Raw genomic sequence first — 26,634 nt, forward strand, 5'->3', positions numbered from 1 at the left:
TTTTTATTTTTATTTTAATTCAGAGATCCATTTTAGAGCCGTGAGACTTGGTAAAAAGCAATAGTCACCACCTTTCATAATATTATAAGTTTGCAAACCGTGGTATCTATCAACCATCGGATCAGATGGTTTTGTAAATAATCCGTCTTCTTGAACACCGATCATGGGATCTTTTTCTTCGCCAAGGCTGATGAAGTTTGAGTCATTCGCCCACTGTTTCAAAAGAAATTCTAAAGTGCCCATTGCATCGGCACTGATTCCCATAAAAAATTGGCCACGTTCTTTACCATCATTTTCCGTAATTTCCGGTGGTACAATATCACCAAATGAAACACTTTTTCTGATGATACGGTGTAAGCGAATGTCTTGAAGCACTGAATTTCTGGCATCTCGCGGATTCATACGACGCATGTGAGAACTAAAGGGACACTTTTTACCGTACTCATCATTTTTAAAACTGAAATCATTATTTTTTTCTGGATCTTCACCAATATCCGGGTTGTCCTCCTCCGGACTCAAGGGAAGTGGTGCGCCGCTTTTCCAGCGACCAACCATTTTTGCCGCAAGTAATTCTCCTTCTTTGGGCGAATTTGTATTTTCTTTAATGAATTGGTTAAATTCTGCAACCTGACTTTGATATTTTCTAAAGATCAAAAAAGAACCGTTTTTGCCCAATGCATCAGGTTGTGGATAAGGTTTTACAGTGCCGGCTTCCCCGGGATAACCTAAAAGAAATTCTCCTGCCTTAATGGGTTTGTCATACTGCGGATAACCGTCGATACCACTTCCCTCTATTTCTGGGTTACTGATGCCATCCCGAAAACCAAAAACATTTTTAACTTCTTCTGTAGCTCCAAAATCCTGACTGAAAATGGTTTCAATACCTTTATTCTCTTTGACTTCTTTTGTCAGTTCTGCCAATTTTTTCTTCCAGGATTCTTCATTATTAGAAAGAACGGCTGCGGCAACATGAATAGCATTTCCCTTTAAATTTTCTTCCCAATTTTTAGGATCATTAATACCAATATCATTCGTCAAATTAGCTCTTACAGCCATTCCTTGCTTAAAAGATTCCGGGAAACTGTCTAAAGATTCCTGCGGTAAACCCAAAGCTTTTAAGCCTTCATAAGTAAAACTGAGGGTTACAGATGCATCCTGATTGGTATGCCAATCTTCTGCATCGCTGACCAAGGGTATAATTTGCTTCAGTAATTTCTTGCCTTCGTCTTGCGACTTAATGGTGAAAATTGCAATTGTCCCGAAATAGGGAACAGGGCGGTTTCTTAAGATAATAGACTGTATATCTTTAAGATCCAGTTTAACTTTGTCCCTATTAAAAATTCTTGATAATAAGCTCATAATTAAGGTTATTTTATAGAAGCTTCGTCAATTGCTTTGTTAATGCCTTTTACCAATTTGTCTTGTCGAATTATATCATTTACCGTTAAATGTGGAACGCCTACGTACCACCCAGAAGCTGTAATTTGATGATCTAAAATAAATTGTTTTACGCCTGGATCTGCAATGCCTGGCCATCCTTCTACATTTCCGAAAATAATATCCATCAATTGCGGAATTTTAGTAGCAAAATCATTAATGTAAGGATCCCAGTCGCCATCGTAAGCCGTACAAAAAAGAATTTTGGTATCGTTTTCTAAAAATACAATTCGAAGGTCATGCAAGGTTCCAACATTAGTAGCGCCACTTAAATCACCATTTGTTATTTCTAAAATTTTCCGTAACACTTCGGCGCCATCTTTTTTTAGGGGAGCAATTACGGTAAGTTCTGATACTTTACCAGATTTTTTTCCTTTTTCACCGGCGGAAGTTACTGAATGATCGAAACCGTCCTTACTTCCTTCTTTAAAATTAGCCATTAGTAATTTGGCTTTCAATGCAATGTCTTCAATTGTATTCATAATAGTTTGGTTTTAAATATGTTACTCTAAATTTACGATTAAATATTTTAAAGGAAGAGTTAGATTAATGTTTTGCTGGAAAATTTAGTATAGTTTAACTATTTATGAGATAGCAAATTAAGACCTTTGTACGATCTGATCAGGTCAATATTTTGTGACTTTTGTGGTTTAAAATTACTTCCTTAATTTTTTGGTTAAATTTTTCAGATTAGCATTAAATAGAAATTAATAAATAATTCAAAATGTTGAAAATAAAACTGCTCTTTTTAGTCTATTCTTTTAATAATTCAAACCAAAGAAAAAATCAAAAAATCAAACTTAAAAAATCGATTCATGTCGGTGGAAATAGCGGTGGGGATTTATTAAATGTAATTCCGACCAATCATTTATATACGCCAGTCATTCTTATCAGGTTGAATTCATTAATCAGGAAACTTCAATGTCTTAAGGAATTATTTAAAAGTAAATTAATCTTTTCCAAGACGACTTTGCTAATGTCATTGGATTGTATTCTTATTTAAAGAAACAATATTTAATTCCTCTTACTTATTATCCAAATTTTATTTTTTCCCGTCAACTTTTAGAAACTGTTTTGTCAATTTGGTGGCGTACAATTTCTTTCCGGAAATGAACGCCCCAATCCAATATTTCGTCCAGCATTTTATTCGTCGTTTTTCCCAATTCCGTTAACGAATATTCTACCGTCACCGGCATACTGTCATACAAGGTACGCGTGATGATTTTATTTGTTTCCAGCGCTTTTAATTCTTGAGAGAGCATTTTTGGGGAAATATCTGCAATGTCCCGCTGTATTTCACCAAATCTTTTGCTACCGTGAACAAGAGAAATAATGATCGGCAAACGCCATTTTCCCTGGATGACTTCCAAAGTATCTCTAATAATTAATAATTTATGCTGACAAACTTGCTCTTTTTGACTCATAATTCATCGGATTTTAGTATCACTTACTTCAAGGTAACTACTTACCTTTAGGTAACAACTATATTTTAGATAGCAAATTTACGTAATTTTGCTCTATAAATATAAATAAATAGTAATTATGAGTAATTTAAAAATCTGGGCAATTGACCCAATGCATTCCGAAGTCCTTTTTAAAATCAGACATCTGGTAATTTCTACCGTGACGGGTTCTTTCAAAAAATTTGAAGGAAAATTTGTGACGGAAGGAGATCAATTTAGTAATGCAAAAGTTAGTTTCAAAATAGATGTAAAAAGTGTAGATACTGGCCAACCTGCTCGTGATGAGCATTTGCGAAACGAAGATTTTTTTGAATCTGAAAGTTTTCCTGAAATAAATTTTGAATCTACTGCATTCTCTAAAATTGATAATGAAAATTATAATATTAAAGGAAATCTGACAATGAAAGGTGTCACAAAACCTGTAGAATTGAACGCAGAATATGGCGGTTCTGAAGATAACGGACACGGTGTTTTGAAACACGGTTTCGCCATCACAGGAACCATCAACAGAATGGAATTCGGTATGACCTGGAATAAATTAACGGATACCGGCGGTTTGGGATTAGGTGAAAAAATAAAACTGGAAGCCAATATTCAACTTGCGGAAAAAGTTGAGGAAGCAACAATTTAAATTCTATAGTAAAAAAATGCACGTTCATTTTGGATGTGCATTTTTAATTTTATCAACTGGTTTTATTTGTTAAAATTTATGCCGTAAAAGACATCAAAAAAAAATTATATATGCAAAAAAAATATACAGTTCCCGCAAATACAAGGATCGGACATATTCATTTAAAAGTGTCAGATTTAGAAAGGTCACTTGCATTTTATCAGGATCTTCTCGGCTTTGAACTTATTTCAAAATATGGAAGTCAGGCCGCGTTCGTTTCGGCAGGCGGTTATCACCATCACATTGGTTTAAATACGTGGCACAGCAAAGGACTTCCGCCAGCACCGGAAAATAGTGTGGGTTTATTTCACACGGCGATCGTTTACCCGGAAAGAAAAGATCTTGCGTTTATTTTGAACCGTTTAAGTGAGGCAAGATATCCACTTTCCGGCGCAAGTGATCACGGCGTTTCCGAAGCGCTTTATTTAAACGATCCCGATGGAAATGGTGTGGAACTTTATTGGGACAGACCACGGGAAATGTGGCCACATAATGCTGACGGAAGTCTGGAAATTTATACAAAAGCAATCGATTTAAATGATCTGCTTTCGGAACTTAATTAATTTTAGATATCTTATTAAAAGGAAGAATTTGCTGTGGTTTACAGTAAACAATTTTTTAATCGAATTAAATAGGAAATTTAAAACAAAATGAAAACACGTCCCAAAGAAATTACCTCTCATTTTCTAAAAATTATTGATGAAAATCTTCAGGATTTGATTAGCGGTAGAGCGGAAAATTATCTTGATATTCACACTATCGCGGAGATGTTATTTATTCATCCAACGCATTTAAGCAATACGGTAAAAGAAATGACCGGAAAATCACCTTGTGATATTTGTAATGAAAAAACCATTAATTTATCTAAAAAAATGTTGCACAATCCAGAGTTCACTATCGCTGAAATTGCAGAAAAATTGACCTACGATCCTTCAAATTTTACAAAATATTTTAAAAAACAATCGGGTCAAACGCCATCGCAATACAGAAATTCTTTAGACAAACTTTTTTAAAATTCTGAAACGGTCACCATATTAGCGGCATTTTATTGCTGTAATTTTGAACTTTTATAATTAATCAAATAAATAAAAATGAGTAAAATAGCAATAGTAACCGGCGGAAGCCGTGGACTAGGAAGAGACATGGCAATTAATATTGCTAAAAAAGGCATAGACGTCGTATTAACTTACCACAGTCAAAAAGACAAAGCGTACGAAGTGGTACAGGAAATAAAAAGTCTGGGACAAAAAGCGATTGCACTGCAGTTAGACACAAGCGACGTAAAATCTTTTGATGGTTTTTTCGAGACATTAAAAAGCGACATGCAAAACGAATTCGGGACAGATAAATTTGATTTTCTGATCAATAATGCCGGAACTGCGCTTCATTCACCTCTTACAGAAACTACAGAAAAACAGTTTGATGATACCGTAAATATTCACTTTAAAGGCGTCTTTTTCTTATCGCAAAAAGCCTTAAATTTAATGAATGACGGCGGCGGGATCGTAAATATCTCTTCCGGATTGGCGCGTTTTTCTTATGTCGGATTATCGGTTTATGGCGCTTTGAAAGGTGCCGTGGAAGTGCTGACAAGATATACAGCGAAAGAATTAGGACCACGAAGAATAAATGCAAATGTAGTCGCACCGGGAGCAATTGAAACAGATTTCGGTGGTGGTGGAACTAGAGATAATAAAGAATCAAATACCGCCATAGCCGCAGCAACACCCCTTGGAAGAGCGGGTTTGCCGACAGATATCGGCCCAATTGTCGCCTTTTTATGTACCGATGATGCAAAGTGGATCAATGGGCAAAGAATTGAAGCAAGTGGCGGAATGCTCTTATAAAAAAAAGTTTTTTATTAGATAATACAAAACATTACCCGCTTTTGGTTTGACGAAACAAGGATTTCAATACTTTTAATTATTGGTGAAAACTGACCTTTGTACCGAACAAAATAAGTAAAACAATGGAATTAAAAAACACAACAATCCTTTTGACCGGCGGAACAAGCGGCATTGGATTGGAATTTGTAAAACAATTGCAAGATCTTGGAGTAACCGATTTAATTATTACCGGACGCACGCAACAAAAGTTAGAGGAAGTAAAAGCCAATTTTCCAAATGTGCACATTTTTAAGAGTGATGTGAGTAAAACTGAAGAGATCACCAAACTCTTTGCCGATGTTACAATGAAATTCCCCGCGTTAAATGTCATTATTAATAACGCAGGAATTATGCGTAATTTAGATCTGCAGGATGAGTCTATGGATCTAGAAAATATCACAAGAGAAATTGACATTGATCTGAACGGACCGATCCGAATGGTGCAGCAGTTTTTACCGCATCTTAAACAGCAAAGAACGGCGGCTATAATTAATGTTTCATCCGGTTTGGCTTTTATACCATTTCCCGCATCACCGGTTTACAGCGCTGCGAAAGCCGGACTTCACGCTTACACGAAAGTGCTTCGTCTGCAATTGAAAAAAACGAATATAAAAGTAATAGAACTGGCGCCGCCGGGAACTGAAACGCCGCTTATGGATAATTTTCGAGATACTGGGGACAGCAGCCAGAACATGGAAGTGGGAAAAATGGTGCGGCTTGCAATTGAAGGAATTCAAAAAGGTAAAACAGAAATAACGCCCGGACTTGCAAAAATATTAAAGATCTTTGGCAGAGTTGCACCAAAATTCTTTCTTAACTTTATGGCCAAGAGTATTGAAAAAGCGAGATCTAAAAATAAAATGTAATGACACCGATTCACATTAAAACTATTTCAGATTTTCACCAGGTCGTTGGTTTGCCACCGCCGGAACATCCGCTGATAAGCGTAATTGACTATTCAAAAATTAAAAATTCTGCTGAAAACGATCCAATTCCTGTAGTGTTCAGTTTTTATTCAATTTCCGTTAAAAGAGATCTGGATCTTAAAATGTTTTATGGACAACAAGAATATGATTTTAATGAAGGTGTAATGTTTTTTATGGCACCGGGACAAGTTTTGCGTGTGGAAGTAGTTACGGACGAGGCTTTAAAGCATTCAGGTTTTCTTTTACTTGTCCATCCGGATTTTCTTTGGAATACAACATTGGCTAATAAAATTAAAAAATATAATTTTTTCCATTATTCCGTAAATGAGTCTTTATTTTTGTCGCAAAAAGAAGAACTGACGATCAATGGAATTGTTAGTAATATTGAGCAGGAATACCGATCTAATATTGATAAATTTAGCCTTGATATTATTATTTCCCAACTGGAAGTTCTTTTAAATTATGCTGAGCGTTTTTACCAAAGACAGTTTCTTACCCGACGGAAAACCAATCATAAGATCCTCGACAGTCTGGAAAGTGTTTTGGAAGATCATTATCAAGCCGAAAATCAGGGGTCAGTTGGATTACCTTCAGTAAAGTTTGTCGCAGAAAAATTAAATCTATCGCCGGATTATTTAAGTGAAGTTTTAAAAACTTTGACAGGGCAAAACACCCAGCAACATATTCATGCAAAATTAATTGAAAAAGCCAAAGAAAAACTTTCAACCACCGATTTGACGGTAAATGAAATTGCTTACGAATTGGGTTTTGAACATCCGCAATCTTTTAGTAAATTATTTAAGACGAAAACGGAAATGACGCCGATCAGTTTTCGTGAAAGTTTTAATTAAAGTGAAATTAAAATGAATTCGCCCAATCATTAAACAACTATTGTATTTGCTTATCAAAAAGTGAGACTTGAACGCAAAGTGCTTTACATGATTGCAGACCTTTGCAAAGCAAATAATAAAAATAGAAAAATGAAAATTACACTTACAAGTTCACTAGGACCATCGGGAAACCTTTAGCACAAAAATTAGTAAAATAGGAAACGAAGTAACTGTTATCACAAGTTCTGCGGAAAGACAAAAAGACATCGAAGCAATGGGCGCTTTTGCTGCATTTGGCTCATTAGAAGATGCAGATATTTTTAACTGCAACTTTTAAAAATGCAGACATTGTGTATATGATGGAACCATCTTTCAATTTCTTCCCAAGTTTTGTGACTGATCCCGATTAAACTCATTTAGTTCTTTTTAACGAGCATTTTCTATGGTCAAAAATCTTGGCTGCTTTCCACTAAACACCCTTTATGCAAAATTTTTTCAACTCCTCACCAATTATCATTTATTCTATTGCAAAAAATATTTGAAGAATCATATTAAAAAATGCAAATGAATAACTCAACTTTAACTGAGAAAATATACGCTAATATTAAAATGCGGACAAATTTCGGACAGATTATAACCTCTAAAAACACAAAACGCTGATAATCTTATGATTATCAGCGTTTAAAGTACCCGGTGCCGGTACTTTCAAATAAACCATAAAACCATAAAACCATTAATAATCAGTTATTTATATTTAACAAATCTTCTTTTTTTCCTTTATTTTCTTATCTTTGCCCTAAGTTTGTTACTTATTTGTTACTCTTAGAATCAGGTCTAACAACCTATTTAAAGGTGTTTAGATAAATGTGAAGGATAAAAAATATAGTAACAATTCAGTAACAAAAAATGTAAATGATATGGCGGTTTATTTAAGAGAAAGAAAATTACAAGGGAATAAAAAACGATACTATCTTGATATCTATCATAACAAGGTCCGGCATTATGAATTTCTATTTATTGTCAATCCTGAAGATAATAAAGAGGAAAAGAAAAAACTAGCAAAAACTATTGCCAGACAAAGAGAAGAGGAATTACAAGCAAAAGGAACTTCCTATGTACCTCAACACAAAAGGAATATTACTTTACACTCCTATTTTGACAATTACATTTTAAATTATGATAAAGCGGATTACAAGATGATTAAAGCAGTAACCGTAAAGCTAAAAGAATATCTTCCTAAAAGTAATTTTTTGCTTGGCGATCTGTCGGCAAATCATTTTTATGGATTCATGGATTATTTAAATTACAAATCTGGATTGAAAGGTGAATCTCCTCAGTCCTACTTCAGACGATTTAAAAAAGTTATTAACGAAGCAGAAAGAGACGGTTTCATTAAAGATGATGTATATAAAAATGTAACGTTTAAAGGCATTCAAGACAGTGGCGACGCCACTCTAAAGAAACAGGTCTTAAGTGAGGAAGAGCTAAAAACCTTGTTTGAAACAGAGTGTGGAAACGCTGAACTAAAAAGAGCATTTCTTTTTTGTTGCTACTGTGGTCTAGGATATGCAGAAATCAAAATTTTGAGTTGGGCACATATTATTAATAATAGGTTGAGAATAAAAAGAGTAAAAACCGGAACTTTAGTTGATTTATCCTTAAGTCAAACTGCCATTGATTTAATTGGCAAAAGGGGTGGCTTATCAGATCTTATTTTTGATTTTAAAAGAAAAGGAAAATTTATTTCTGAAACTAGTAATAATAAAACATTAAAAAATTGGATTTCTAAAGCATTGATTAATAAACACCTAACCTTCTATTGTGCTCGGCACACTTTTGCTACCCGGTTGTTAATAAAAGGTGCAAATCTAAAAACCGTCAGTGATGCTTTAGCACACAAGAGCACTAATCATACGGTTAAATATCTAAATCATGTAAATTCCCTGAAGGATGAAGCCACCACAAACTTATAGTACCTGTAAGACCCTGTTTGAACATCGGATGGAAGTTTATTTTCAGAGAGAATCAAAATTTAAAATCTCCGCACAATATACTATTTATGAGAATGCTTATAAAATATATCTATTGAATCTTGTAAATAATAGTATGACAGAATCATCTAAGCATTTTCTCAAATTAATCTCAAAATTATTTCTACATTACGATTGGCAAGAATTGTTCAAAACCGAACTTACAAAATCGAGTAAAAAATTACTAAAACTTCATAAAAAAAGTGATTTTGATATAAACCCAACTCTTTATGACTATCTAAATAAAAACATACAAGTAGATGTTAGAATAGGTGCACGGCTAGAAATAGGTTACCTTGAATTTGAGAAGCAGATGGGAATAAAAGAAAGTTTCCCTTACTTCTGTGATCAAGCAGACCTAGGTAATCATTTGACTATGATTACACCTCACATTGAAAACTGTAGAAAGTCAGGAAAAAATTGGTTGAAATATGAAGTTTTTATTGCTGTAATACATAAACTTTTATCCAACGCAGATAATTTCAACAAGGGGAATATTGAGGATGAAAATGAATTTCCAAGCAAAAATATCCTAACAATAAGCAGTTTTGATGAAGTAAATTCCCAGGATGAAAAACCATCTATAATGGCGCCGTCTATAAACCAAGATTTGCCAGGGTTTTTAATTTTAACAAAAATATTTTCTCTGTTCTATTACATTTTCTTTCTTAAAACAAAACTTACAGATCAAAAATTTGATTTGAAAGAATTAGAAGCATTCTTCTATCTAAAGGATCCGGGAAATGAAAAATATTATTCCTATGGCGAGAAAGCACTACTTACCTATAAATGGAAGCCAAATAAAGACGGGGATTTTAAACCAATTTATGATAGACTAAAAAATAAAATTGTGAACCCAAATTATAATGATTTCAAAAAAATATTTTCTGGCATCAGCACTTCTGAGGTTCTTCCCATAAAGATCAAATTTACACCATCTGAACTAATATATTTTATTCAAACCTTAATGGACTTATCCTACATCGATTCAAAAGGAAGCTTCAGCTATCAGAGGCTTATGAAATGTTTTGTGGATCAAAATGGCTCCGGCTTTAAATCAGATTCTTTAAAGTCAGTCAAAAGTCAGTTGCTAAATGACTCTAAAGAAAACACGTCTACAATTTTAAGTCAAATGAAAAGAAAAGAAATTGAAAATATAATTTTTCCTTAGAGAAGTCATTGACAGACAAAATCCTAAACCCTTACCAATAGTTAAGGGTTTTTTTTTGCTACACTTTTTATGTTTGCACCAGTTATAACAGACAAAGCAATGCATTGCTATTTTATTTAACCTTTAAATTTTTATAAAATGGCAGAAAAAGAGATTTTGACATTAGAAGAATTTAGTTTGTATTCCGGATATAGTAAAAGCCATATCTACAAACTCACCCACCTCAATAAGATACCACATTACAAGCCAGGTGGAAAAACCATCTTTTTCAAATTAGAAGAGATAAAAGAATGGTTATTGAGCAATCGAATTAGTTCAGCAGGCGAACTTGAACAGCAGGCAAGTACATTTATATTAAACAAAAAAAACAAGAAATAATGGATCCACGAGTATATTACAAATTAGAATTTCTGCCAAACCACGTTAAGATTCGAAACAAGATCAAAGTTGGAGCAAGCACTATGCGATACGATTGCACCTTCGCACATGGCCGATACAAAGGTATAGAGCCATTCACAAATAAAAAAGGGATGTTTTACTTGAACCTAATGGAAACAAAACAGATAATCAAAGCATCTGAATCACGAATGGCAGAGTTTTTCTTAAGCGGATCGGGACTAAATTTTACAAGTATGTTTTTTGAGAATATCAGCGAGCCAAACATCTGTTACGGATATCCTAATGGGAATCCACAACTGTACAACGGCGATATTAACCCGATGTTTGAATTTAGGAATGATCTCTATATTATTATAGTGAATAAAGAATTTACACAGATAGAAATAATTGTTTTTGAAAATTCAAAACCATTCGCAAGTGATTTCCTTCAGTGCGTTATAGACGGTGAACTTGATGAACTACTTGTTGATATGAGGCGGGGTTGTATTCCTTTTAAAGAATATTAAGATGCTATATAGTAAGTTGAATTCAGGGACAGATTTTGTCTTAAATCCTTCTTATCATGTATGACACTTTGGGCATCTGGCAAAATGCAGAGAGTTTAAAAAATAGTGGGTATCTCCAAAGGATACCTGCTATTTTATCTAACACAATTCACTCCATTAAAAGCAATGGCATTGAATATTATAGCGGTAGGTATGAGAATCTTTTCATAACCATTAGTGAGAATGGCTTATCAATTAAGGGAAGTCTGAATAAACTTTGGCACAATGATAATTTTTCAAAATTAACCAGACAGGAAACTCAGCACAGTATAGAAAAGCTTCAAGATATCCTGCTAGTTAATTTGCTTGATGCAAAAATGACCCGAATTGATGTTGCACATAATTTTATAATGGATGCCGAAGTAACCAAGTATTATCATTTTTTGGGTGATTGTCAATATTACAAACGTCTACATCAAGCTGACAGCATTTACTATAATAGTGGAATAAAAACCAAGCTCTTCTACAACAAGGTGAAGGAAGCTAAATCAAACGGCTTAGAGATACCCAAAATTTGGCATGAAAGAAATATTTTGAGATATGAGCTAAGATTTATGCAAAGATTGACTAAACAGTTCCAAATGAGCCACGTCACGGTAGCTGATCTATTCAACGAAGTATTTTACAAAAAGAGAGTTGATGCATGGTTCCGGGAATACGATGAAATCAAGAAGAATAAATTACTAACACCAAATATTGAAAACAAAATGACAAGTAAAAATGCTAAAGAATTTCTTTTAAGTGCTTTAATTGAAATTGTAGGACAAAATGAGGTTAACAAGCTAGCAGATCAGTGGCGAGATAATTTTAGTACTTCAAAGGAAGCGCAACGTTTTAAAAAAAGCTTGCAGGAACTGAGAGCACTGAATGAAGAGAGTCCATTAATAAAAGAATTGGATAGTAAAGTATTAAGAGTGACAGAATATTATAGGTAGTTTAAAAACGACTTTCGATTTCAAATTTCTTCTACCTAAAATTGAATGGGCGGGTATCAAACACATTATATAAAGGGCTGTTTTTTTAATAGCCCTTATATTATATAGTAACACTAACACTTTGACACAAACACCATCAAAAACCTTTGACATAGGGTATTCAGGAGATTTCACTTTGTAATAAAATAATATAATCGGTTTCAAATTGGATACCAAAATTTAGGAACCAGTCTAATACTTTTGCTATGTAACAGAGAAATAGTAGTGGAAATTAAATTGATCCAGAAGATTTAAGGATTAACCGCTAGAATTTGTACAACCTCTTCACACAGGCTAATAAGTCCTCCTATATTGTAACTTTCCTAGATAGGAATCTGAATGCCTTTGAGTTTTCAAAAGGTGTTCAGAAAGCACTCAATGGTAATTCACCATACCATTGGTTTTTGAGTTAGGTGATCCACTCCATAGAAATATGGGGTGGCTTTTTATTTTTGTCCTTTTTTAACTGTTGGTTTTAAAAAAATTGGTTTTGATGGTGTAGGGTTTGTTCTTCCACCCATAAAAACACCTATTTTAGTTTTAGGAATTCCAACTGGACCTTCTTGTTTAATTTTCTTACTCATTTTTTAGGCGTTATAACTTTTGCAGGTACTGGATTAATTCTTCCTTTCTCCTCTGTTAAAGGTTTAGGATCTTTAGGGGTACCTTGCTTAGGATTATTTTCATTGCTCATATTTATAAAGTTTATGGTTACAAATGCTAAAATACATACAATTCCAGTCACAAAACTAAATAATGAAATATCATTTAATAAGGTGACACTTCTATTATTTTTTGTATTTTTTGCTGTGAAATTTTCATTAAATAGTTGATCATAATTTTGTGCATTATTTAAAATATAGTCAGAGTCCTTTATTGACTTGTTATGTGAATATAAATTAGATAGGATAGTAATCAAAAAACTAACTAACCCTAAAATAAACAGTAACTTAAATGTAACATCGAAGCTTTGTTCTATTAATTTTCCTGCAATGACTAAAGATATGACCACACCACCACTTGACCAAAGATTGATGTACTTTTCAAAATCATCTTGACTTTTATTTTTATTAACTTCTACACTATTTCTAAACTTATAGAAGTATTCATTCTCAGCGTCTGATTGACTTACCTTGTCAATATCTAATTTTTTTTTCATTGTAAGATTTTATCAGTTACAAATTTTTAATCTTTCTCCCTTAACTCTAATTTATTAATTTCTCTGTGAGTGCCATCTTGACTTTTTTCCACACCCATTTCAAAAGCAGTTTCAGAATAGAGCTTTTTAATAAAATCCTTTTGGTTAATATCTAATCCAAATAAGATACTCATCTCAGCATCTAAACTTGTTTGGATGTATGGATTATAATATTCTATTCCATCAAGAGTGAAAGATAGTATGTAATGAGGGAATATAGCTGTAAAAACTGAAAATTCCTTCTGTTCTGGATATACAAAAGAATTAAAAAGGTATATCCCACTATATTTATCAGTAGTAGATTTTGGTTTCCAAAATTTTATGATTATTCCTTTAGAAAACTTCGTTGCAACCTCTTCATATGATGAAGAAGAAAGGTGATAAGAAGTCTTTCTGTATTTTGTATATGTTCCAATTTGGTGTAAAATAGATAGTAAGTAATTTCTTGTTATAAAAATATCCTGCTGTGATTGTTCTAATACTTTTTTAACAAATTCTTGTTTATTTTTTAAATCAAAAAAGAAAGAAAACAACTCTTTATTGGTATCAATAAATTCTTTTGTTCTTAAGCTTTTAGACTTTCTAAGTTTTCTAAAGTCTTTAAATATGAACTCGAAAATCTCTGGTGATATATCATTTATTTTAAAATCCTTTTCATAGGCTGTGCTTATAAAATAGATAGATTTGTTTCCATAAAAAAATAGTTTTTCAGCAAGTTGATTAATTTTATAATCTTCCAAATGTAATTTAAAAACACCTAGTAGATTCTCTTTAGATTCTCCTCTATAAAATATCTCTACTGCATGTTCTTCACTTAATTCCAGCAACTTATTTTTAAATAAGTCTATTTTCTCCTGTTCAAGTTTATCCATATTACAATCTTTACAGCTTCTTCATTTAAAAAGGTGAGTTTTATTTTCTTCACCCTCCAAACCCACTCACAAAAGTATTCACATACCCCACAATCTTGTGCAGAATCTTTTCACTTCTGGGTTTCCTTTCCAGTAGAGTAGGTTTAGCTCCCATAATCAAGCCTAACACCTCATCTCGCAGAGGTTCTTTCTCAGAGAACATATAATGCTCAATAATGTTTTGTGTGAGTTCTGGGGAGAGATCCTCTGTATTAATAATATCATCGAATGCATTTTTCTGCTCTTTAATCCAGTACTTATCAAACTCTTCTGTAACATCTGATTCATCATCTATAACAGGTAGATTTTCATTAATGAATTTCTCAATAAGCTCCCTTTTGTTTCTAAGATTAACCTCAGAGTTTAGAAGATTCAGAATTGCTTTCTTGGTGGCTTCTTTTTTAGTAGCACTTTGACCTTTCATCTTAATTAGAAGTTGAAGAATGTAGGTCACATTTATTTCATCTTTATGTATGAGTTCTACTTCAAAATCAATATCCTCCAGAATTGAAACTTTTTCTCCACCAGTTCCTGATTGTACTTTGTCATAAAGGTCCAGATATTTACTTTTAAAATCCTCAAAATCCTGTTCCTGCATATCCAGATCTTCCCATTTGAAATCTGTGAAAGTCATCAGGACATTTCTAGTCCTCATCAGTTCTCTAAATGCCTGGATAAATTCCAATTCATCTTCTTCTGATACCAGTTCATTTACAGAATCTACAGTTGGAACTATTGCTTTTAGTTTCTCAACCTGATCATTAAATTTCTCTGTGTAATCTTCATAAGGTTGCACAATAATAACTTCAATTGCTTCCTTGTTACTGAACAAAGTAATGGCTTCATCTGTAGCTTCTTTTAAATTTCTAAAGACAACAATATTCCCTTGTGATTTTTTCTCATTCAGAATCCTGTTGGTTCTTGAGTAGGCTTGGATTAAACCATGATGTTTGAGGTTTTTATCAACATATAAAGTATTTACTTTTTTAGCATCAAAACCTGTGAGGAACATATTCACTACCAATAAAATATCAATTCTATTGTCAGGATTTTCAGGATCTTTTTCTCTGTCTTTTAATTTCTTAGAGAGATCATTGTAGTAATTATAGAAATCATCTTGATTCTTAGTGGAGTATTTAGTTCCAAATGTTTCATTATAATCCTGAATGTAATCTTCCAGTTTATCTCTGGAATGGGAATTAATTTTGTAATCAGGTCTTCCTTCTGCAACTTGTGGAAATTCAACCTCATCAATCAATCCATTAGCATCCTGATCATCTTCATTAACTCCATAACTGAAAATGGTAGCAATATTTAAATTGTGCTCTCCATTGAGTTTTTTCCTCTGGAATAAATCATAATATTTGGTTAGCATTTCAATACTGCTCACAGCAAACAATGCAGAAAAGTCTTTATTGTAAGTCTTTCTGTTGTGGTTTTGAATGATGTAATTGGTGATCTTTTCTACTCTGGAATCTGATTCCATGGCTTCTTTGGTATCAATCTTTTCTACATCAATATCTATGTTGGTGGCTGAACCTTCTTTCTGTTTAAACCTGCCCACATATTCTACAGAAAACTTGAGAACATTTTCATCTTTAATGGCATCTGTAATCACATACTTATGAATACAATCTCCAAACAATTCTTTGGTAGTTCTTTTACCTAGACTATTTTTAACTGCATTATCTGCAAAAATTGGAGTTCCGGTAAAACCAAATAGCTGAATATTATTAAAGAAAGATTTAATCCTTCCATGAGTTTCCCCAAATTGTGATCTGTGACACTCATCAAAAATAAATACCATCTTTTCATCTTTAAGCTTAATCATCTTGTTTAAATAATGACTCTTGGAAATGGCAGTATTCAGTTTTTGAATAGTAGTTACAATTAACTTGGTATCATCTTCAAACTGTTTAACCAAGGCTTTGGTATTGTCAGTTCCATCAATACTCCCTTTGCTGAAACTATTAAATTCTTTGGTAGTTTGATAATCCAGATCTTTTCTATCTACTACAAAAACTACTTTCTTAACTTCTGGAAGAGTTGTAAGAATCTGACTGGCCTTAAAGGAGGTTAAAGTTTTACCACTTCCTGTAGTGTGCCAGATATAACAATTCTTATTGGTTGATTTAACCATCTGCACAATGGATTCAACTGCATAAAATTGGTAAGGTCTTAAAACCATTAGGATTTTATGGGTTTCATTCATGACAATATACTTGCATATCATTTTTGACAAATGACACGGCTCTAAAAAGTCTGTGGTAAACCCATTCAGAATATTGGTTAACCTGTTATTTTCTCTGTCTGTCCAGTAGAAGGTTTGTTTGAAGGATTGTTTCCTGTTGTTAGTGTAGTATTTTGTGTTCACTCCATTACTGATCACAAAGATCTGAATGTACTGGAATAGGGCTGAATTAGAGGCATAAGAATGTCTGTGATACCTGTTCACCTGGTTAAATGCTTCCTTGAGTTCTAAACCTCTTCTCTTGAGTTCAATCTGACAGAGTGGAAGTCCATTAATTAAAATAGTAACATCATATCTATTCTTGTATTTTCCTTCAATGGTAACTTGATTAGCCACCTGAAATTCATTCTGACACCAAGCCTCTGTATTGATAAATTCAACATAAAGATTGTCACCATTATCTCTGAGGATATGTTGTTTTTCCCGAAGAGTTTTGGCTTTTTCAAAGACAGAACCTTTGTTCAGAATATTCAAAACTTTATCAAATTCATTAGCGGAGAACTCTGTTTTATTATGCTTCTCTAATTGAGTTTTAAGATTGGCAACTAGAGTTTTTTCATCAGGAATAGTTACAGCAGTATAACCTATCTTCTGTAGTTGTTTTAAAAGTTGTTCCTCTAAGGCTTGTTCTGATTGTCTGGACATAAATGGATTGAATAGAAAAATCGTTTATAGGAGAGGTTCTAAATATTATTTAGTGATTTCCAGTAAAATATCTTCTTTAATAGCATCATTCACGTTAAGTAATGGAAGTATGTATTTTGATAATGGAGAATCTCCTTTAGACAATTTCTCAAATAAGATTCCTCTGATTGAACCCACTGAAAGCATTGCAAAATGTGCAAGAATGTTTCTTGGAATGATTACCTGATTATTATCTTCTAAATCTTCCCACGAAGAGTTTGAAATTTTAAATGTAAAAGTAAATTTTCCCTTTAACATTATTTTTTCATCTATTAATGCTTGGATCTCAAAATTCCATTCTACTAATTTATCTGTATCACTTACATTGAAGCCAACACCAAAATTAAATTGATGGTCAATCTCTCTATTTTCTTTAAAGTTTTCTTCAAATTTTGCAAATTCTTCAGTAGATATTGATACTAATGCAAATTCAATGTTTTCTTTATTTTTCATAATTACATTTGAGCATATTGTGGAATTTGTGCTGAAGAGACCATAGGAATTACAACCGCCTGATAACTTTTAGTATTGGTTAGTTCAGTGTGCTTTTGCTGTAAAATTAATCTTTTGGTTTCACGTGGGAGATTCTGAACAAAAATGGGTAAGTCTAGAATTTCCTCTAATTTACAAAGAAGATCTCCCCCAAATTTGTGATTCCCTTTTACCATCTTGCTGACATACTGTGCAGAAACCCCTAACTCGTCTGCCAATCTTTTCTGAGACCAGCCAGGTTCATCCAATTTCAACAAAATATCTAAAGCCAACCTTTTATAAGTTCGCATTTGCATTTTATTGGAATTTCTTTCTTTAATTTTCTCTATTAAGCGAGTATCTGAGCCACAGGAAAATTCCTTGAGTGATTTTTTTGTTTCCATAGTACTTATTGGTTAATGTATCCTATTAATGAGTCAATATCATAGATATCATTTTCTTTAATAAAATTTTGGACTTCGTGTAGTAATTCTAATTGATGAATGGTGTCAGGATGTCCCTGCATGGTTTTTGTGATTTTTATTGCTCCACCAGTTATAATATATTCATCTTCTAACTTAAGTTTAATAGCGTAGATTCTAAGAAATTCTTGTCTTGCTTTACGAAGATCTTTATTCTCATCAGTAACTTTTTTATGTAAGTATTCAAATAATTGTTCAATAGTATCATTATCAAAGTGCTCTTTAATCAATGCTTCAATTTCTTCTGATTCATCAAATATCTGTTCTATAAAATCACGGATATCTTTAATATGGGAACAGAATGGATCATTATTAATGATTTCCTTATTATCATCATAAAACTTCTTGAGATATTCCACATCTTGCCACAATTCTAAAACTCTCTCAAGTTCATCTATTTCATCAATACCATACTCTTCCTCCAGGTTTCTGGGTAGAACAACAGCGTATAATTTCTCTGCGAAGATACATTTAAATTTCATATTAATCAACCTATAGGTTTACTTTTAAATTCATTAGTTTAAAATATGCTCTTTTTATTTGGCTCTTTTTACTTTTTACTTAGCTCTTCTCAACCTACACAAACATCTGCTGCAACAATCCTTTTTTCCAAAGTTCTGTTTTTTGGATTTGGATTTCTACCAAGTTGATCTTTGCATCTAAAGTACTTAAAACTTTGGCTATTTTTTCTTGTTCTGGAAGTGATGGAATATTCAAATTAATATTAAAGAAATCACTTAATGCAATGTTCAATAGTCCATGATTTCTTGCTCCTTCTTGTGTTATGTTCTCTAATTCTTTAATATGTGTTCCTGCTTCAAAAAGTTGTTCGATAAAAGTCATATCAATCTGATTTTTATCAAACCTAAAACATATATATAAAGTTGAAACAACTCCTTTAGCATATCTATTCAATCTTTTTATTGCTCCCATTGGATACCCTTTTGAATAACTTTTGTTATAAGCAAAATCATCTTTTTCAATTAGATAATAATTGGTTAAGTTTTTAGCAGAAACAGATTTATTAAAATATTCTAATTGACTAATTAATCCTTGTTGAGCAGATATGGTTAAGACGTTTTGATTATCCTCTTTGTTTTTAAATGTGATTCTGTGCGCTACTTCCCCCAACTTCTTTTCTTCCCACTCAGCAAACTCATTTCCCTTATCATCTTTGAATCTGAGTTTTTGGGAAAAGATTTGTTGCATCACTCCTTTTTTATAGAGTTCCAGTTTTTCTTTTTTCTCTTTTAATAAATTGAGTTTTTGATCAATGGTGGTAAATAAAGTGGCAATTTTTTCTTGCTCTGGTTTATCAGGGAAGGTAATTTTAAAACCCTTAATACTTTCAAAATTTAATCCTTCTCTACCACTTCCAGTCATTGCCTGGAATATTAATTTTTGTCCTATTTCAGAAGAAAGTATTGTCTGAAAGAATACGGGGTTATCTTTTTTAAGTCTAATAATAGCAACATGCTGATTGACATTTCCTTCTGTAAAATCTTCAGGAACAACACAACTTCTACCAATAGAACCTCCAGTTATATTGAGTAAAATATCATTATGTAAAACTTTACTGCCAGACATTTTCTTATGAATAGATTCAGGAATATGAACATCATCAACCTGTAATTTATTACCAATAACATTTTGACTTCTTATAAAGATTATTCCTTCTTTAGTATAAACTTCTACACCGCCTTTTGGAGTACTGCCACTTCCTACTTTTGTAGTTAATGTTCCAAGTTTTTTTATATCCCATTCCTCAGAAAACCCATTAAACCTTAATTTTGGACTACTCATTCTAAAAAGGTTTTAAAATTTCTAACTCCTCACAGAAAACTGCTAAATCCATATCAGCTTGTGAAATCTTGTGTTCTAAATCCTGCAATTCCTTAGCAACAGTAGAAAGATCAACAGCATCTTCTGCTTCAAAAGTATCAATGTATCTTGGGATATTCAGATTGTAATCATTCTCTGCAATTTCTGTTAAAGGAACATTGCGGGAATATTTTTCTAAATCTGTTCTGTTTTTATAGGTTTCAAAAAGGGTTTCAATATCTTCTTCGCGCAGATAATTTTGGGTTTTTACCTTTTCAAAATTATTGCTGGCATCTATAAAAAGTACTGTTTCTGGCGTATCTCTGCATTTCTTGAATACCAAAATAGCCGTTGGGATAGAAGTTCCATAAAATAGATTGGCAGGTAAACCAATCACAGCATCCAGATAGTTTCTATTTTCAATAAGGAACTTTCTGATATGTCCTTCTGCGCCACTTCTAAATAAAACACCATGCGGTAATACTACTGCCATAGTTCCATTCTCTGCCAGATGATAAACCATGTGCTGTACAAAAGCAAAATCTGCTTTAGAACCTGGTGCTAATTTACCATAAGGAGAAAACCTTTCATCTGAAGTGAAGAGTGGGTTTGCAGACCATTGTGCAGAAAAAGGAGGATTGGCTACAATGGCTTCAAATTCCTGCCCAATATGTTGTGGGTGCTCAAGAGTATCTTCTTGCTTAATATCAAATTTTCTAAAATGTACGCCACGAAGAATCATGTTCATGCGTGCTAAATTGTAAGTAGTTCTATTGAGTTCCTGTCCATAAAAATCTCCAACTTGATCTTTCACTTCTTTGGCAACTCTTAAGAGCAAAGATCCACTTCCACACGTAGGATCATAAACAGATTTTAACTTGTCTTTATTGACTGTAACAATCTTTGCAAGAACTTTACTTACCTGTTGTGGAGTATAAAATTCACCTGCTTTTTTACCAGCACCACTTGCAAACTGTGCAATCAGATATTCATAGGCATCACCCAAAACATCTAATTCCGTATCTTCTAACTGAAAATCAATATTGTCTAAATGAAAGAGGACTTTAGAGATCAGTTCATTTCTTTGGGTGGGAGTTTTGCCCAGTTTGGTGTTATTCAGATCCATATCCTCAAAGAGATTATCAAAATCCTCTTCAGATTCTGTTCCCATAGTACTTAACTGAATATTCGTCAGGATTTTCTGAATATCCTCAATCACAAAAGTATTCTCTAAAGTTTCAGAATTTCCTTTCTTGGTTATCTGGGAGAAGAGTTCAGAAGGTTTTAGGTAATATCCCAAACTCTCCAAGGCTTCATCTCTGATGGCTCCAAGATATTCTTTTCCTAGATCCGAATGTTCATCAATGGTTTGATACTGAATTTTATCTTCTGCTAAAATCTTATTGGCAAAGAGATTCATCTTTTCAGACAGATACTTGTAAAAGATAAATCCTAATATATAATCCCGGAATTCATCTGCACCCATTTTCCCTCTCAGGGCATTGGCAATATTCCAGAGTTGCTGTTCTAATTGTTTCTTATGTTCTTCTGACATTTATTTTACTTAATTTTCTTGTTCAATTTTTCTCTCACAGGAACTGCACACCTCATCAAAACTAGAGAATTTTCTACCTCCACATTGTGGACAAGTATGATCTTTTTCATCTTCCATTTTTCTTTTGCAGGAACTGCATATCTCATCATATGCATATTTGTAGCTTCCACAATTAGGGCAAGTTTCATCTTCAACCTTTTGTGCTTGCTCCTCTATATCATTATTAACTGAGTTTCTCAATTGATAACCTCCTGAACATCCACCACCAAAAGAACCAATACTTACAGTATATTGATAACCTTTATCACTTCTGAAAGATACCTCTCCAGAAGAAATGCTTTCAGGTGAAAAATGGGTAGAGTCTAACCAACCTCCATTTGGCCAATCAATTTGAACTAAATCACCATTTTGAACTTCTACATCTAAATCATAACTCCTTCTAGTACCTGTAGATGAATTATAGTATTCTACCTCTGCACAATAGGTTCCATCAGGATATTCACCAGTTGAGTCCAGATATATTTGCACATCATTATCATCAGATATTTCCATATCGTCCGGATCTATTTCTTGAGAAAAGTCCACAAAGGAAGTTGCCGTATTAGATTCTATTACCTCATCAGAAGTGCTTGTAGAACTATTAGATTTTTGACATGAGAAAAGGAGAGTAAGGAAAAGTAAAAGGATAGAAATTTTCTTCATTTAGAATGTTTCTTGTGTTTTCCAAATATAGATAATTTTGGATTTACACCAAGATTTAAAATGGTGTAAAGTCAATTAAAAATAAATGAAATATTTATAAAATGAAAATTATTACGTTTATTATTTAAATGTGGACTGAATATTTAGTAATTTTAAAAAAAAACAATGATGAGAAAAATTTTATTTTTTTGTGCAATATTATTTGCGACCATGTTCAGTGCACAGAATGCTTCTTGTAGTGATTTAGTGAGGTATGCAAAATCTTCTGACTCTTCACCAGATAGAATCAGTCCAATAAATTCATCAATGATTGCAAAAGCTGAATATTACGAAGTAGATGGTGGAGGATTAGTAATTGCTTATCTTAAAAGCAATGAATATGATTTTTCCGGTAAACCTTACATATTCTGTGGTATAAGCTATCAAAGATGGTCTAAATTCAAATCAGAGGGAATGTTTGGTAGTTACGGCGAGGCATTTCATGCTTATATAATGGACTACACTTGTGACTGTAATTAAACTTATTTTATGTGCTACTACATTTCAAACAACCTTACCAAAAAAGAAATCAAGGACTCATTTGGAGTAGAATATAATGCTCCAGACTTTAAAGGTTCTGGATTTTTGAATGGATTCTCACATCCTAAAACACCCATTATTATGGATGAAAATTCTGATGAAGCTATATTGGGAGATTGGGGATTAATTCCATTCTGGTCAAAAGATAGAAAGGTTCAGAAAATGACCTTAAATGCTAGAATAGAAACTTTGACAGAAAAGCCAAGTTTTAAAAATTCAGTTTCTAACAGATGCTTAGTTTTGGTTAATGGTTTTTATGAATGGAAGTGGTTAGATTCTAAAGGAAAAAATAAAGAGAAATACTTCATCCATTTAGAAAATGGTAATCAACCATTTGCTTTAGGAGGTATTTATAATATTTGGACAGATAAATACACTAATGAAACCCTCACTAGCTTTTCAATTGTAACTTCTAATGCTAATGAACTAATGTCTGAAATCCATAATACAAAGGACAGAATGCCTTTGGTTCTATCTAAGGAAGCAGAAGAAGCTTGGTTATCTGACAGGTCTATTGATCATTTTGCTTTCCCAAATTATAATCCGCAGTTAGTTGCTGTGAATTTAGATACTGCAAATCCTACAACTCTTTTTTAGGATCAAATATTTGTGGTAAATAATTTATAAAAACCATTTGTCTTCAAGTGGTTTTCCTCATTATGTTACTATTTTGTTACCGATAAAAATAAAAACCACTGATAATCAATAGATTAACAGTGGTTAAGAGTACCCGGTGCCGGAATCGAACCGGCACATCTTGCGATACTAGAGTTTGAGTCTAGCGCGTCTACCAATTCCGCCAACCGGGCGTTTTTAATTGGTGTGCAAATATAGAATTATTTTCATTTCTGAAAAATTATTTTCTGAGTTTTTTCAAAAATCTTTCTACAACTGGCTTTAGGTGTTATTCATTTAAAAATCGAGCACCAATCCATCATACGCAAGATGCACATTTTCTGGCAGTTCACTTTCAGTTTCGGCGTGCAGTCCTAGATGATGAGAAATATGAGTGAGATATAATTTCTTCGGGCGAAGTTCTTCAAAAAGCTCTAAAACCTGCGGCAAAATAAAATGTGCCGGATGCAGCTCTTCTTTTCGAATGCAGTTTAATATGAGATAATCAAGATTTTTCAGTTTTTCCTTTTCCTTTTCCGAAATAAAACTTGCATCGGTAATGTAAGCCAGATTTTTAAACTTAAAACCTAAAATTGAAATTTTGTAGTGCAATATTTCAATGGGAATTATTTCAGTCCCAAACAGTTCAAAATTTTCTTTGATCTCATGTAATTCAAACGACGGTGCACCCGGATATTTAATGTCCGAAAAAGCATACGGAAATCTATTTTTGATTTCCGCTCCTACCCTCTCATTACAATAGATCGGCATGTCTTTATGACTTCGAAAAATTAAAGGCCGTAAGTCGTCAAGACCGATAACGTGATCATTATGTTCGTGGGTAATCAAGACCGCATCCACATGATCTTCTTTATTAGTTAGCATTTGCATTCTAAAATCCGGACCGCAGTCGATAAGGATCTTTTCACCGGAATGTGTACTCACCAAACCCGACGACCGAAACCGGTTATCTTTCGGATTCGCTGATGTGCAAACTTCGCAGTGGCAACCAATAACAGGAATACCTTGCGAGGTTCCTGTTCCTAAAAATTTCAACTTCATTTCTTTTGAACTAGGAATATTAGTGGTAAATTTACAAAAAATAAGAATTGTCTGTGATTAATCAAAAATTAACACCTAAACAAAAGGCCTTAGCCATTAATTTAGACCCCGATATCTACGGAACTTTTGCCGAAATTGGTGCCGGACAGGAAACGGTACGTCATTTTTTTAGAGCGGGCGGCGCCTCGCAAACCATTGCAAAAGCGATGTCGGCTTACGATAAAGATTTTAGTGATGCGATCTATGGTAAAGAAGTCCGTAACAGATATGTAACTCAAAACCGTCTTAGAAAAATGCTTCGTTATGAAGTTTCTTTAATAGAAGAACGTTTGTCCCGCGAAAATAATCCCGGCAGAAAGTTTTTTTCTTACGCCAATACCGTAACAACAATCAATTTCGATAAAACGATGAGAGGTCACGGTTGGGTTGGGTTACGATTTCAACTCGATGAAAAAGAAGATTATAACGAAATTGTTTTCCATGTAAAATTTAACGAGAATGATACCACGCTTCAGCAGGAAACACTTGGTGGACTTGGAGTGAATTTGATTTATGGCGCCTTTAATTATGCAGATAATCCACGAAGACTCATCGAATCTTTGTACGATGATATCTCTACCGATAATGTAGAAATTGATATGATCGACTTCAGCGGACCTGCTTTTACCTATGTTGACAACCGATTAATGAGTTTGCAGCTGGTAAAAAATGGAATGACCGACGCTGTAATTTTCAATCCACAGGGGAATAACATGTTGCCCGCAGATATTCTGTATAAAAAAAATATTTTCGCCGTTCGGGGGAGTTTTCGTCCTGTAACCTTGGTGAATATTGATATGTTCGAGAAAGGTTTGGAAATGTTCATGAAAGATTCGGAATGTAGTTTTGAAGAAAAAGAAGTTCTTTTTGAAATTACCATTTCGAATTTAAGAGCTGCCGGAGATATCGACGAAAGAGATTTTCTGGACAGAGTTGATGTTTTGGCAAAACTCGGATACACAGTTATCATTTCTAATTTCTCAGAATATTATCGGTTAATTGATTACTTCGCGCATTACACCGGCGGAAATATTGGTGTTGCAATGGGGGTAAATAATCTTTTGGATGTGTTTGATGAAAACTATTATAAATTCCTCTCTGGTGGTATTTTAGAGGCTTTCGGAAAGTTCTTCAGAAAAGGAATGACCGTTTACTTATATCCTTATAAAGATCCGGAGACACACGAATTATTGACCTCTAATAATCTGAAGGTTACCGATAATCTGAAGGAATTATACAAATATTTTAAACTGAATCAGCGGATCGTAGATATTCAAAATTACAATCCAGCCTATTCTGAAATTTATTCCCGCGAGATCCTAAGCAAAATTGCAAATCACGAGCCCGGTTGGGAAAAACAAATACCTGCAGAGGTTGCTGATATGATTAAAGAACGCGGAATGTTCGGTTATAAAGAAGAATTAAAATTAAAGGAGTTTTCTTAAAAAAATTAAAATAATGTCAGAAATTAAAAAACGTCTTTCTATCATTTTAGAAAGTCCAAATAACACTACAGAAGTTAAGCTACAAAAAGTTTGTCATCTTCTAGATCAGGAAATTTCCTACTTCAACTGGACCGGATTTTACTTTAAAAACGGCGACAAAGAAGAGTTGATTCTGGGACCTTACGTTGGAGCACCAACGGATCATACCATTATTCCTTACGGAAAAGGTATTTGCGGACAGGTTGCAGTATCCAACGAGACTTTTGTAGTGCCAGATGTTCACGATCAGGACAATTACTTAAGCTGCTCCATCGATACTAAAGCTGAAATCGTAGTTCCCATTATGAAAGACGGTCAAAATATTGGTCAGATCGATATTGATTCGCATACCATTGATCCTTTTACAAAAGATGATCAGGAAATGCTGCACTGGTTGTGCGACGAAATAGCGAAAATTATGTAATCAAGTGATTAAAATAAAAAAAGTG

At 33.3% G+C, this 26,634-nt stretch carries 29 protein-coding genes, 1 tRNA gene and 1 pseudogene; 16 read left to right on the plus strand and 15 right to left on the minus strand.

Annotated elements, in window-relative coordinates; genetic code table 11:
- Positions 1–9: 9 nt before the first annotated feature.
- From ACZ9HT_RS04970 to ACZ9HT_RS04980, 3 genes are all read right to left on the minus strand, one after another.
- Positions 10–1,359: a Dyp-type peroxidase gene (locus tag ACZ9HT_RS04970; RefSeq protein ID WP_476039355.1), complete on the minus strand. Its 1,350-nt coding sequence runs from the start codon at positions 1,357–1,359 to the stop codon at positions 10–12.
- An 8-nt stretch (positions 1,360–1,367) separates the two neighbouring features.
- Positions 1,368–1,919, minus strand: coding sequence for a hypothetical protein (locus tag ACZ9HT_RS04975; RefSeq protein WP_476039356.1), 552 nt, complete (start codon positions 1,917–1,919; stop codon positions 1,368–1,370).
- A 573-nt stretch (positions 1,920–2,492) separates the two neighbouring features.
- The gene (locus ACZ9HT_RS04980) at positions 2,493–2,861 is read right to left on the minus strand and encodes a winged helix-turn-helix transcriptional regulator (protein WP_476039357.1); all 369 of its coding nucleotides are present in this window, start codon (positions 2,859–2,861) and stop codon (positions 2,493–2,495) included.
- A gap of 118 nt (positions 2,862–2,979) precedes the next feature.
- Between ACZ9HT_RS04980 and ACZ9HT_RS04985 the strand changes: the two genes are divergently transcribed.
- The 12 genes and pseudogenes from ACZ9HT_RS04985 to ACZ9HT_RS05040 all read left to right on the plus strand — a co-directional run.
- Positions 2,980–3,531, plus strand: a complete 552-nt coding sequence (locus ACZ9HT_RS04985; protein ID WP_476039358.1) for a YceI family protein — start codon at positions 2,980–2,982, stop codon at positions 3,529–3,531.
- 110 nt (positions 3,532–3,641) lie between these two features.
- Positions 3,642–4,133, plus strand: coding sequence for a VOC family protein (locus ACZ9HT_RS04990; RefSeq protein WP_476039359.1), 492 nt, complete (start codon positions 3,642–3,644; stop codon positions 4,131–4,133).
- An 87-nt stretch (positions 4,134–4,220) separates the two neighbouring features.
- Positions 4,221–4,583 (plus strand): helix-turn-helix domain-containing protein, encoded by a 363-nt coding sequence (locus ACZ9HT_RS04995; protein ID WP_476039360.1) that lies wholly within the window; start codon positions 4,221–4,223, stop codon positions 4,581–4,583.
- A gap of 78 nt (positions 4,584–4,661) precedes the next feature.
- Positions 4,662–5,417 (plus strand): SDR family oxidoreductase, encoded by a 756-nt coding sequence (locus ACZ9HT_RS05000; protein WP_476039361.1) that lies wholly within the window; start codon positions 4,662–4,664, stop codon positions 5,415–5,417.
- 122 nt (positions 5,418–5,539) lie between these two features.
- Positions 5,540–6,322 (plus strand): SDR family oxidoreductase, encoded by a 783-nt coding sequence (locus ACZ9HT_RS05005; protein WP_476039362.1) that lies wholly within the window; start codon positions 5,540–5,542, stop codon positions 6,320–6,322.
- Complete coding sequence (locus tag ACZ9HT_RS05010; RefSeq protein WP_476039363.1) at positions 6,322–7,233, plus strand: helix-turn-helix domain-containing protein; 912 nt, start codon at positions 6,322–6,324, stop codon at positions 7,231–7,233. The genes ACZ9HT_RS05005 and ACZ9HT_RS05010 overlap by 1 nt, the downstream gene beginning before the upstream one ends.
- A gap of 845 nt (positions 7,234–8,078) precedes the next feature.
- Positions 8,079–9,185: a site-specific integrase gene (locus ACZ9HT_RS05015; RefSeq protein ID WP_476039364.1), complete on the plus strand. Its 1,107-nt coding sequence runs from the start codon at positions 8,079–8,081 to the stop codon at positions 9,183–9,185.
- The gene (locus tag ACZ9HT_RS05020; protein ID WP_476039365.1) at positions 9,163–10,413 is read left to right on the plus strand and encodes a hypothetical protein; all 1,251 of its coding nucleotides are present in this window, start codon (positions 9,163–9,165) and stop codon (positions 10,411–10,413) included. The genes ACZ9HT_RS05015 and ACZ9HT_RS05020 overlap by 23 nt, the downstream gene beginning before the upstream one ends.
- A 138-nt stretch (positions 10,414–10,551) precedes the next feature.
- Positions 10,552–10,791 (plus strand): helix-turn-helix transcriptional regulator, encoded by a 240-nt coding sequence (locus ACZ9HT_RS05025; RefSeq protein WP_476039366.1) that lies wholly within the window; start codon positions 10,552–10,554, stop codon positions 10,789–10,791.
- Positions 10,791–11,318, plus strand: a complete 528-nt coding sequence (locus ACZ9HT_RS05030) for a hypothetical protein (protein ID WP_476039367.1) — start codon at positions 10,791–10,793, stop codon at positions 11,316–11,318. Before ACZ9HT_RS05025 ends, ACZ9HT_RS05030 begins: the two co-directional genes overlap by 1 nt.
- 56 nt (positions 11,319–11,374) lie before the next feature.
- Complete coding sequence (locus ACZ9HT_RS05035; protein WP_476039368.1) at positions 11,375–12,292, plus strand: phage/plasmid replication domain-containing protein; 918 nt, start codon at positions 11,375–11,377, stop codon at positions 12,290–12,292.
- 308 nt (positions 12,293–12,600) lie between these two features.
- Positions 12,601–12,744: pseudogene (locus ACZ9HT_RS05040) on the plus strand (DUF3871 family protein); the annotation flags it as partial.
- 33 nt (positions 12,745–12,777) lie between these two features.
- Here ACZ9HT_RS05040 and ACZ9HT_RS05045 read toward each other — a convergent pair.
- The 10 genes from ACZ9HT_RS05045 to ACZ9HT_RS05090 form a co-directional block, all read right to left on the minus strand.
- Positions 12,778–12,915: a hypothetical protein gene (locus tag ACZ9HT_RS05045; RefSeq protein ID WP_476039369.1), complete on the minus strand. Its 138-nt coding sequence runs from the start codon at positions 12,913–12,915 to the stop codon at positions 12,778–12,780.
- Positions 12,912–13,490: a hypothetical protein gene (locus ACZ9HT_RS05050; protein WP_476039370.1), complete on the minus strand. Its 579-nt coding sequence runs from the start codon at positions 13,488–13,490 to the stop codon at positions 12,912–12,914. Before ACZ9HT_RS05050 ends, ACZ9HT_RS05045 begins: the two co-directional genes overlap by 4 nt.
- Positions 13,491–13,516: 26 nt before the next feature.
- Entirely contained in the window at positions 13,517–14,401 is an 885-nt protein-coding gene (locus ACZ9HT_RS05055; protein WP_476039371.1) for a hypothetical protein, read from the minus strand.
- Positions 14,402–14,450: 49 nt separating this feature from the next.
- On the minus strand, positions 14,451–17,336 hold the full coding sequence (locus ACZ9HT_RS05060) for a type I restriction endonuclease subunit R (protein WP_476039372.1): 2,886 nt from the start codon (positions 17,334–17,336) through the stop codon (positions 14,451–14,453).
- Positions 17,337–17,381: 45 nt separating this feature from the next.
- Positions 17,382–17,828, minus strand: coding sequence for a hypothetical protein (locus ACZ9HT_RS05065; RefSeq protein ID WP_476039373.1), 447 nt, complete (start codon positions 17,826–17,828; stop codon positions 17,382–17,384).
- Positions 17,829–17,830: 2 nt separating this feature from the next.
- A complete protein-coding gene (locus ACZ9HT_RS05070; RefSeq protein ID WP_476039374.1) occupies positions 17,831–18,250 on the minus strand; it encodes a helix-turn-helix domain-containing protein in 420 nt (139 codons plus the stop codon).
- A gap of 5 nt (positions 18,251–18,255) precedes the next feature.
- A complete protein-coding gene (locus ACZ9HT_RS05075) occupies positions 18,256–18,810 on the minus strand; it encodes a hypothetical protein (protein WP_476039375.1) in 555 nt (184 codons plus the stop codon).
- Positions 18,811–18,904: 94 nt separating this feature from the next.
- The gene (locus ACZ9HT_RS05080; RefSeq protein WP_476039376.1) at positions 18,905–20,131 is read right to left on the minus strand and encodes a restriction endonuclease subunit S; all 1,227 of its coding nucleotides are present in this window, start codon (positions 20,129–20,131) and stop codon (positions 18,905–18,907) included.
- Between the two features lies 1 nt (position 20,132).
- Positions 20,133–21,704, minus strand: coding sequence for a type I restriction-modification system subunit M (locus tag ACZ9HT_RS05085; protein WP_476039377.1), 1,572 nt, complete (start codon positions 21,702–21,704; stop codon positions 20,133–20,135).
- A 9-nt stretch (positions 21,705–21,713) separates the two neighbouring features.
- Positions 21,714–22,406, minus strand: a complete 693-nt coding sequence (locus ACZ9HT_RS05090) for a hypothetical protein (protein WP_476039378.1) — start codon at positions 22,404–22,406, stop codon at positions 21,714–21,716.
- 165 nt (positions 22,407–22,571) lie between these two features.
- Here ACZ9HT_RS05090 and ACZ9HT_RS05095 point away from each other — a divergent pair, with 165 nt between their 5' ends.
- Together ACZ9HT_RS05095 and ACZ9HT_RS05100 are read left to right on the plus strand one after the other, a co-directional pair.
- On the plus strand, positions 22,572–22,925 hold the full coding sequence (locus ACZ9HT_RS05095) for a hypothetical protein (RefSeq protein ID WP_476039379.1): 354 nt from the start codon (positions 22,572–22,574) through the stop codon (positions 22,923–22,925).
- 9 nt (positions 22,926–22,934) lie between these two features.
- A complete protein-coding gene (locus ACZ9HT_RS05100; protein WP_476039380.1) occupies positions 22,935–23,582 on the plus strand; it encodes an SOS response-associated peptidase in 648 nt (215 codons plus the stop codon).
- Between the two features lie 130 nt (positions 23,583–23,712).
- On the opposite strand, the gene ACZ9HT_RS05105 is transcribed toward ACZ9HT_RS05100, so the two are convergent.
- Positions 23,713–23,794: transfer RNA gene (locus ACZ9HT_RS05105), tRNA-Leu, on the minus strand.
- Positions 23,795–23,897: 103 nt separating this feature from the next.
- Positions 23,898–24,662: an MBL fold metallo-hydrolase gene (locus ACZ9HT_RS05110; protein ID WP_476039381.1), complete on the minus strand. Its 765-nt coding sequence runs from the start codon at positions 24,660–24,662 to the stop codon at positions 23,898–23,900.
- A gap of 47 nt (positions 24,663–24,709) precedes the next feature.
- Here ACZ9HT_RS05110 and ACZ9HT_RS05115 point away from each other — a divergent pair, with 47 nt between their 5' ends.
- On the plus strand, positions 24,710–26,146 hold the full coding sequence (locus ACZ9HT_RS05115) for a TonB-dependent receptor (RefSeq protein WP_476039382.1): 1,437 nt from the start codon (positions 24,710–24,712) through the stop codon (positions 26,144–26,146).
- A gap of 13 nt (positions 26,147–26,159) precedes the next feature.
- Entirely contained in the window at positions 26,160–26,609 is a 450-nt protein-coding gene (locus tag ACZ9HT_RS05120; RefSeq protein WP_476039383.1) for a GAF domain-containing protein, read from the plus strand.
- Positions 26,610–26,634: the final 25 nt, after the last annotated feature.

Source organism: Chryseobacterium sp. UYP7, assembly GCF_056279225.1.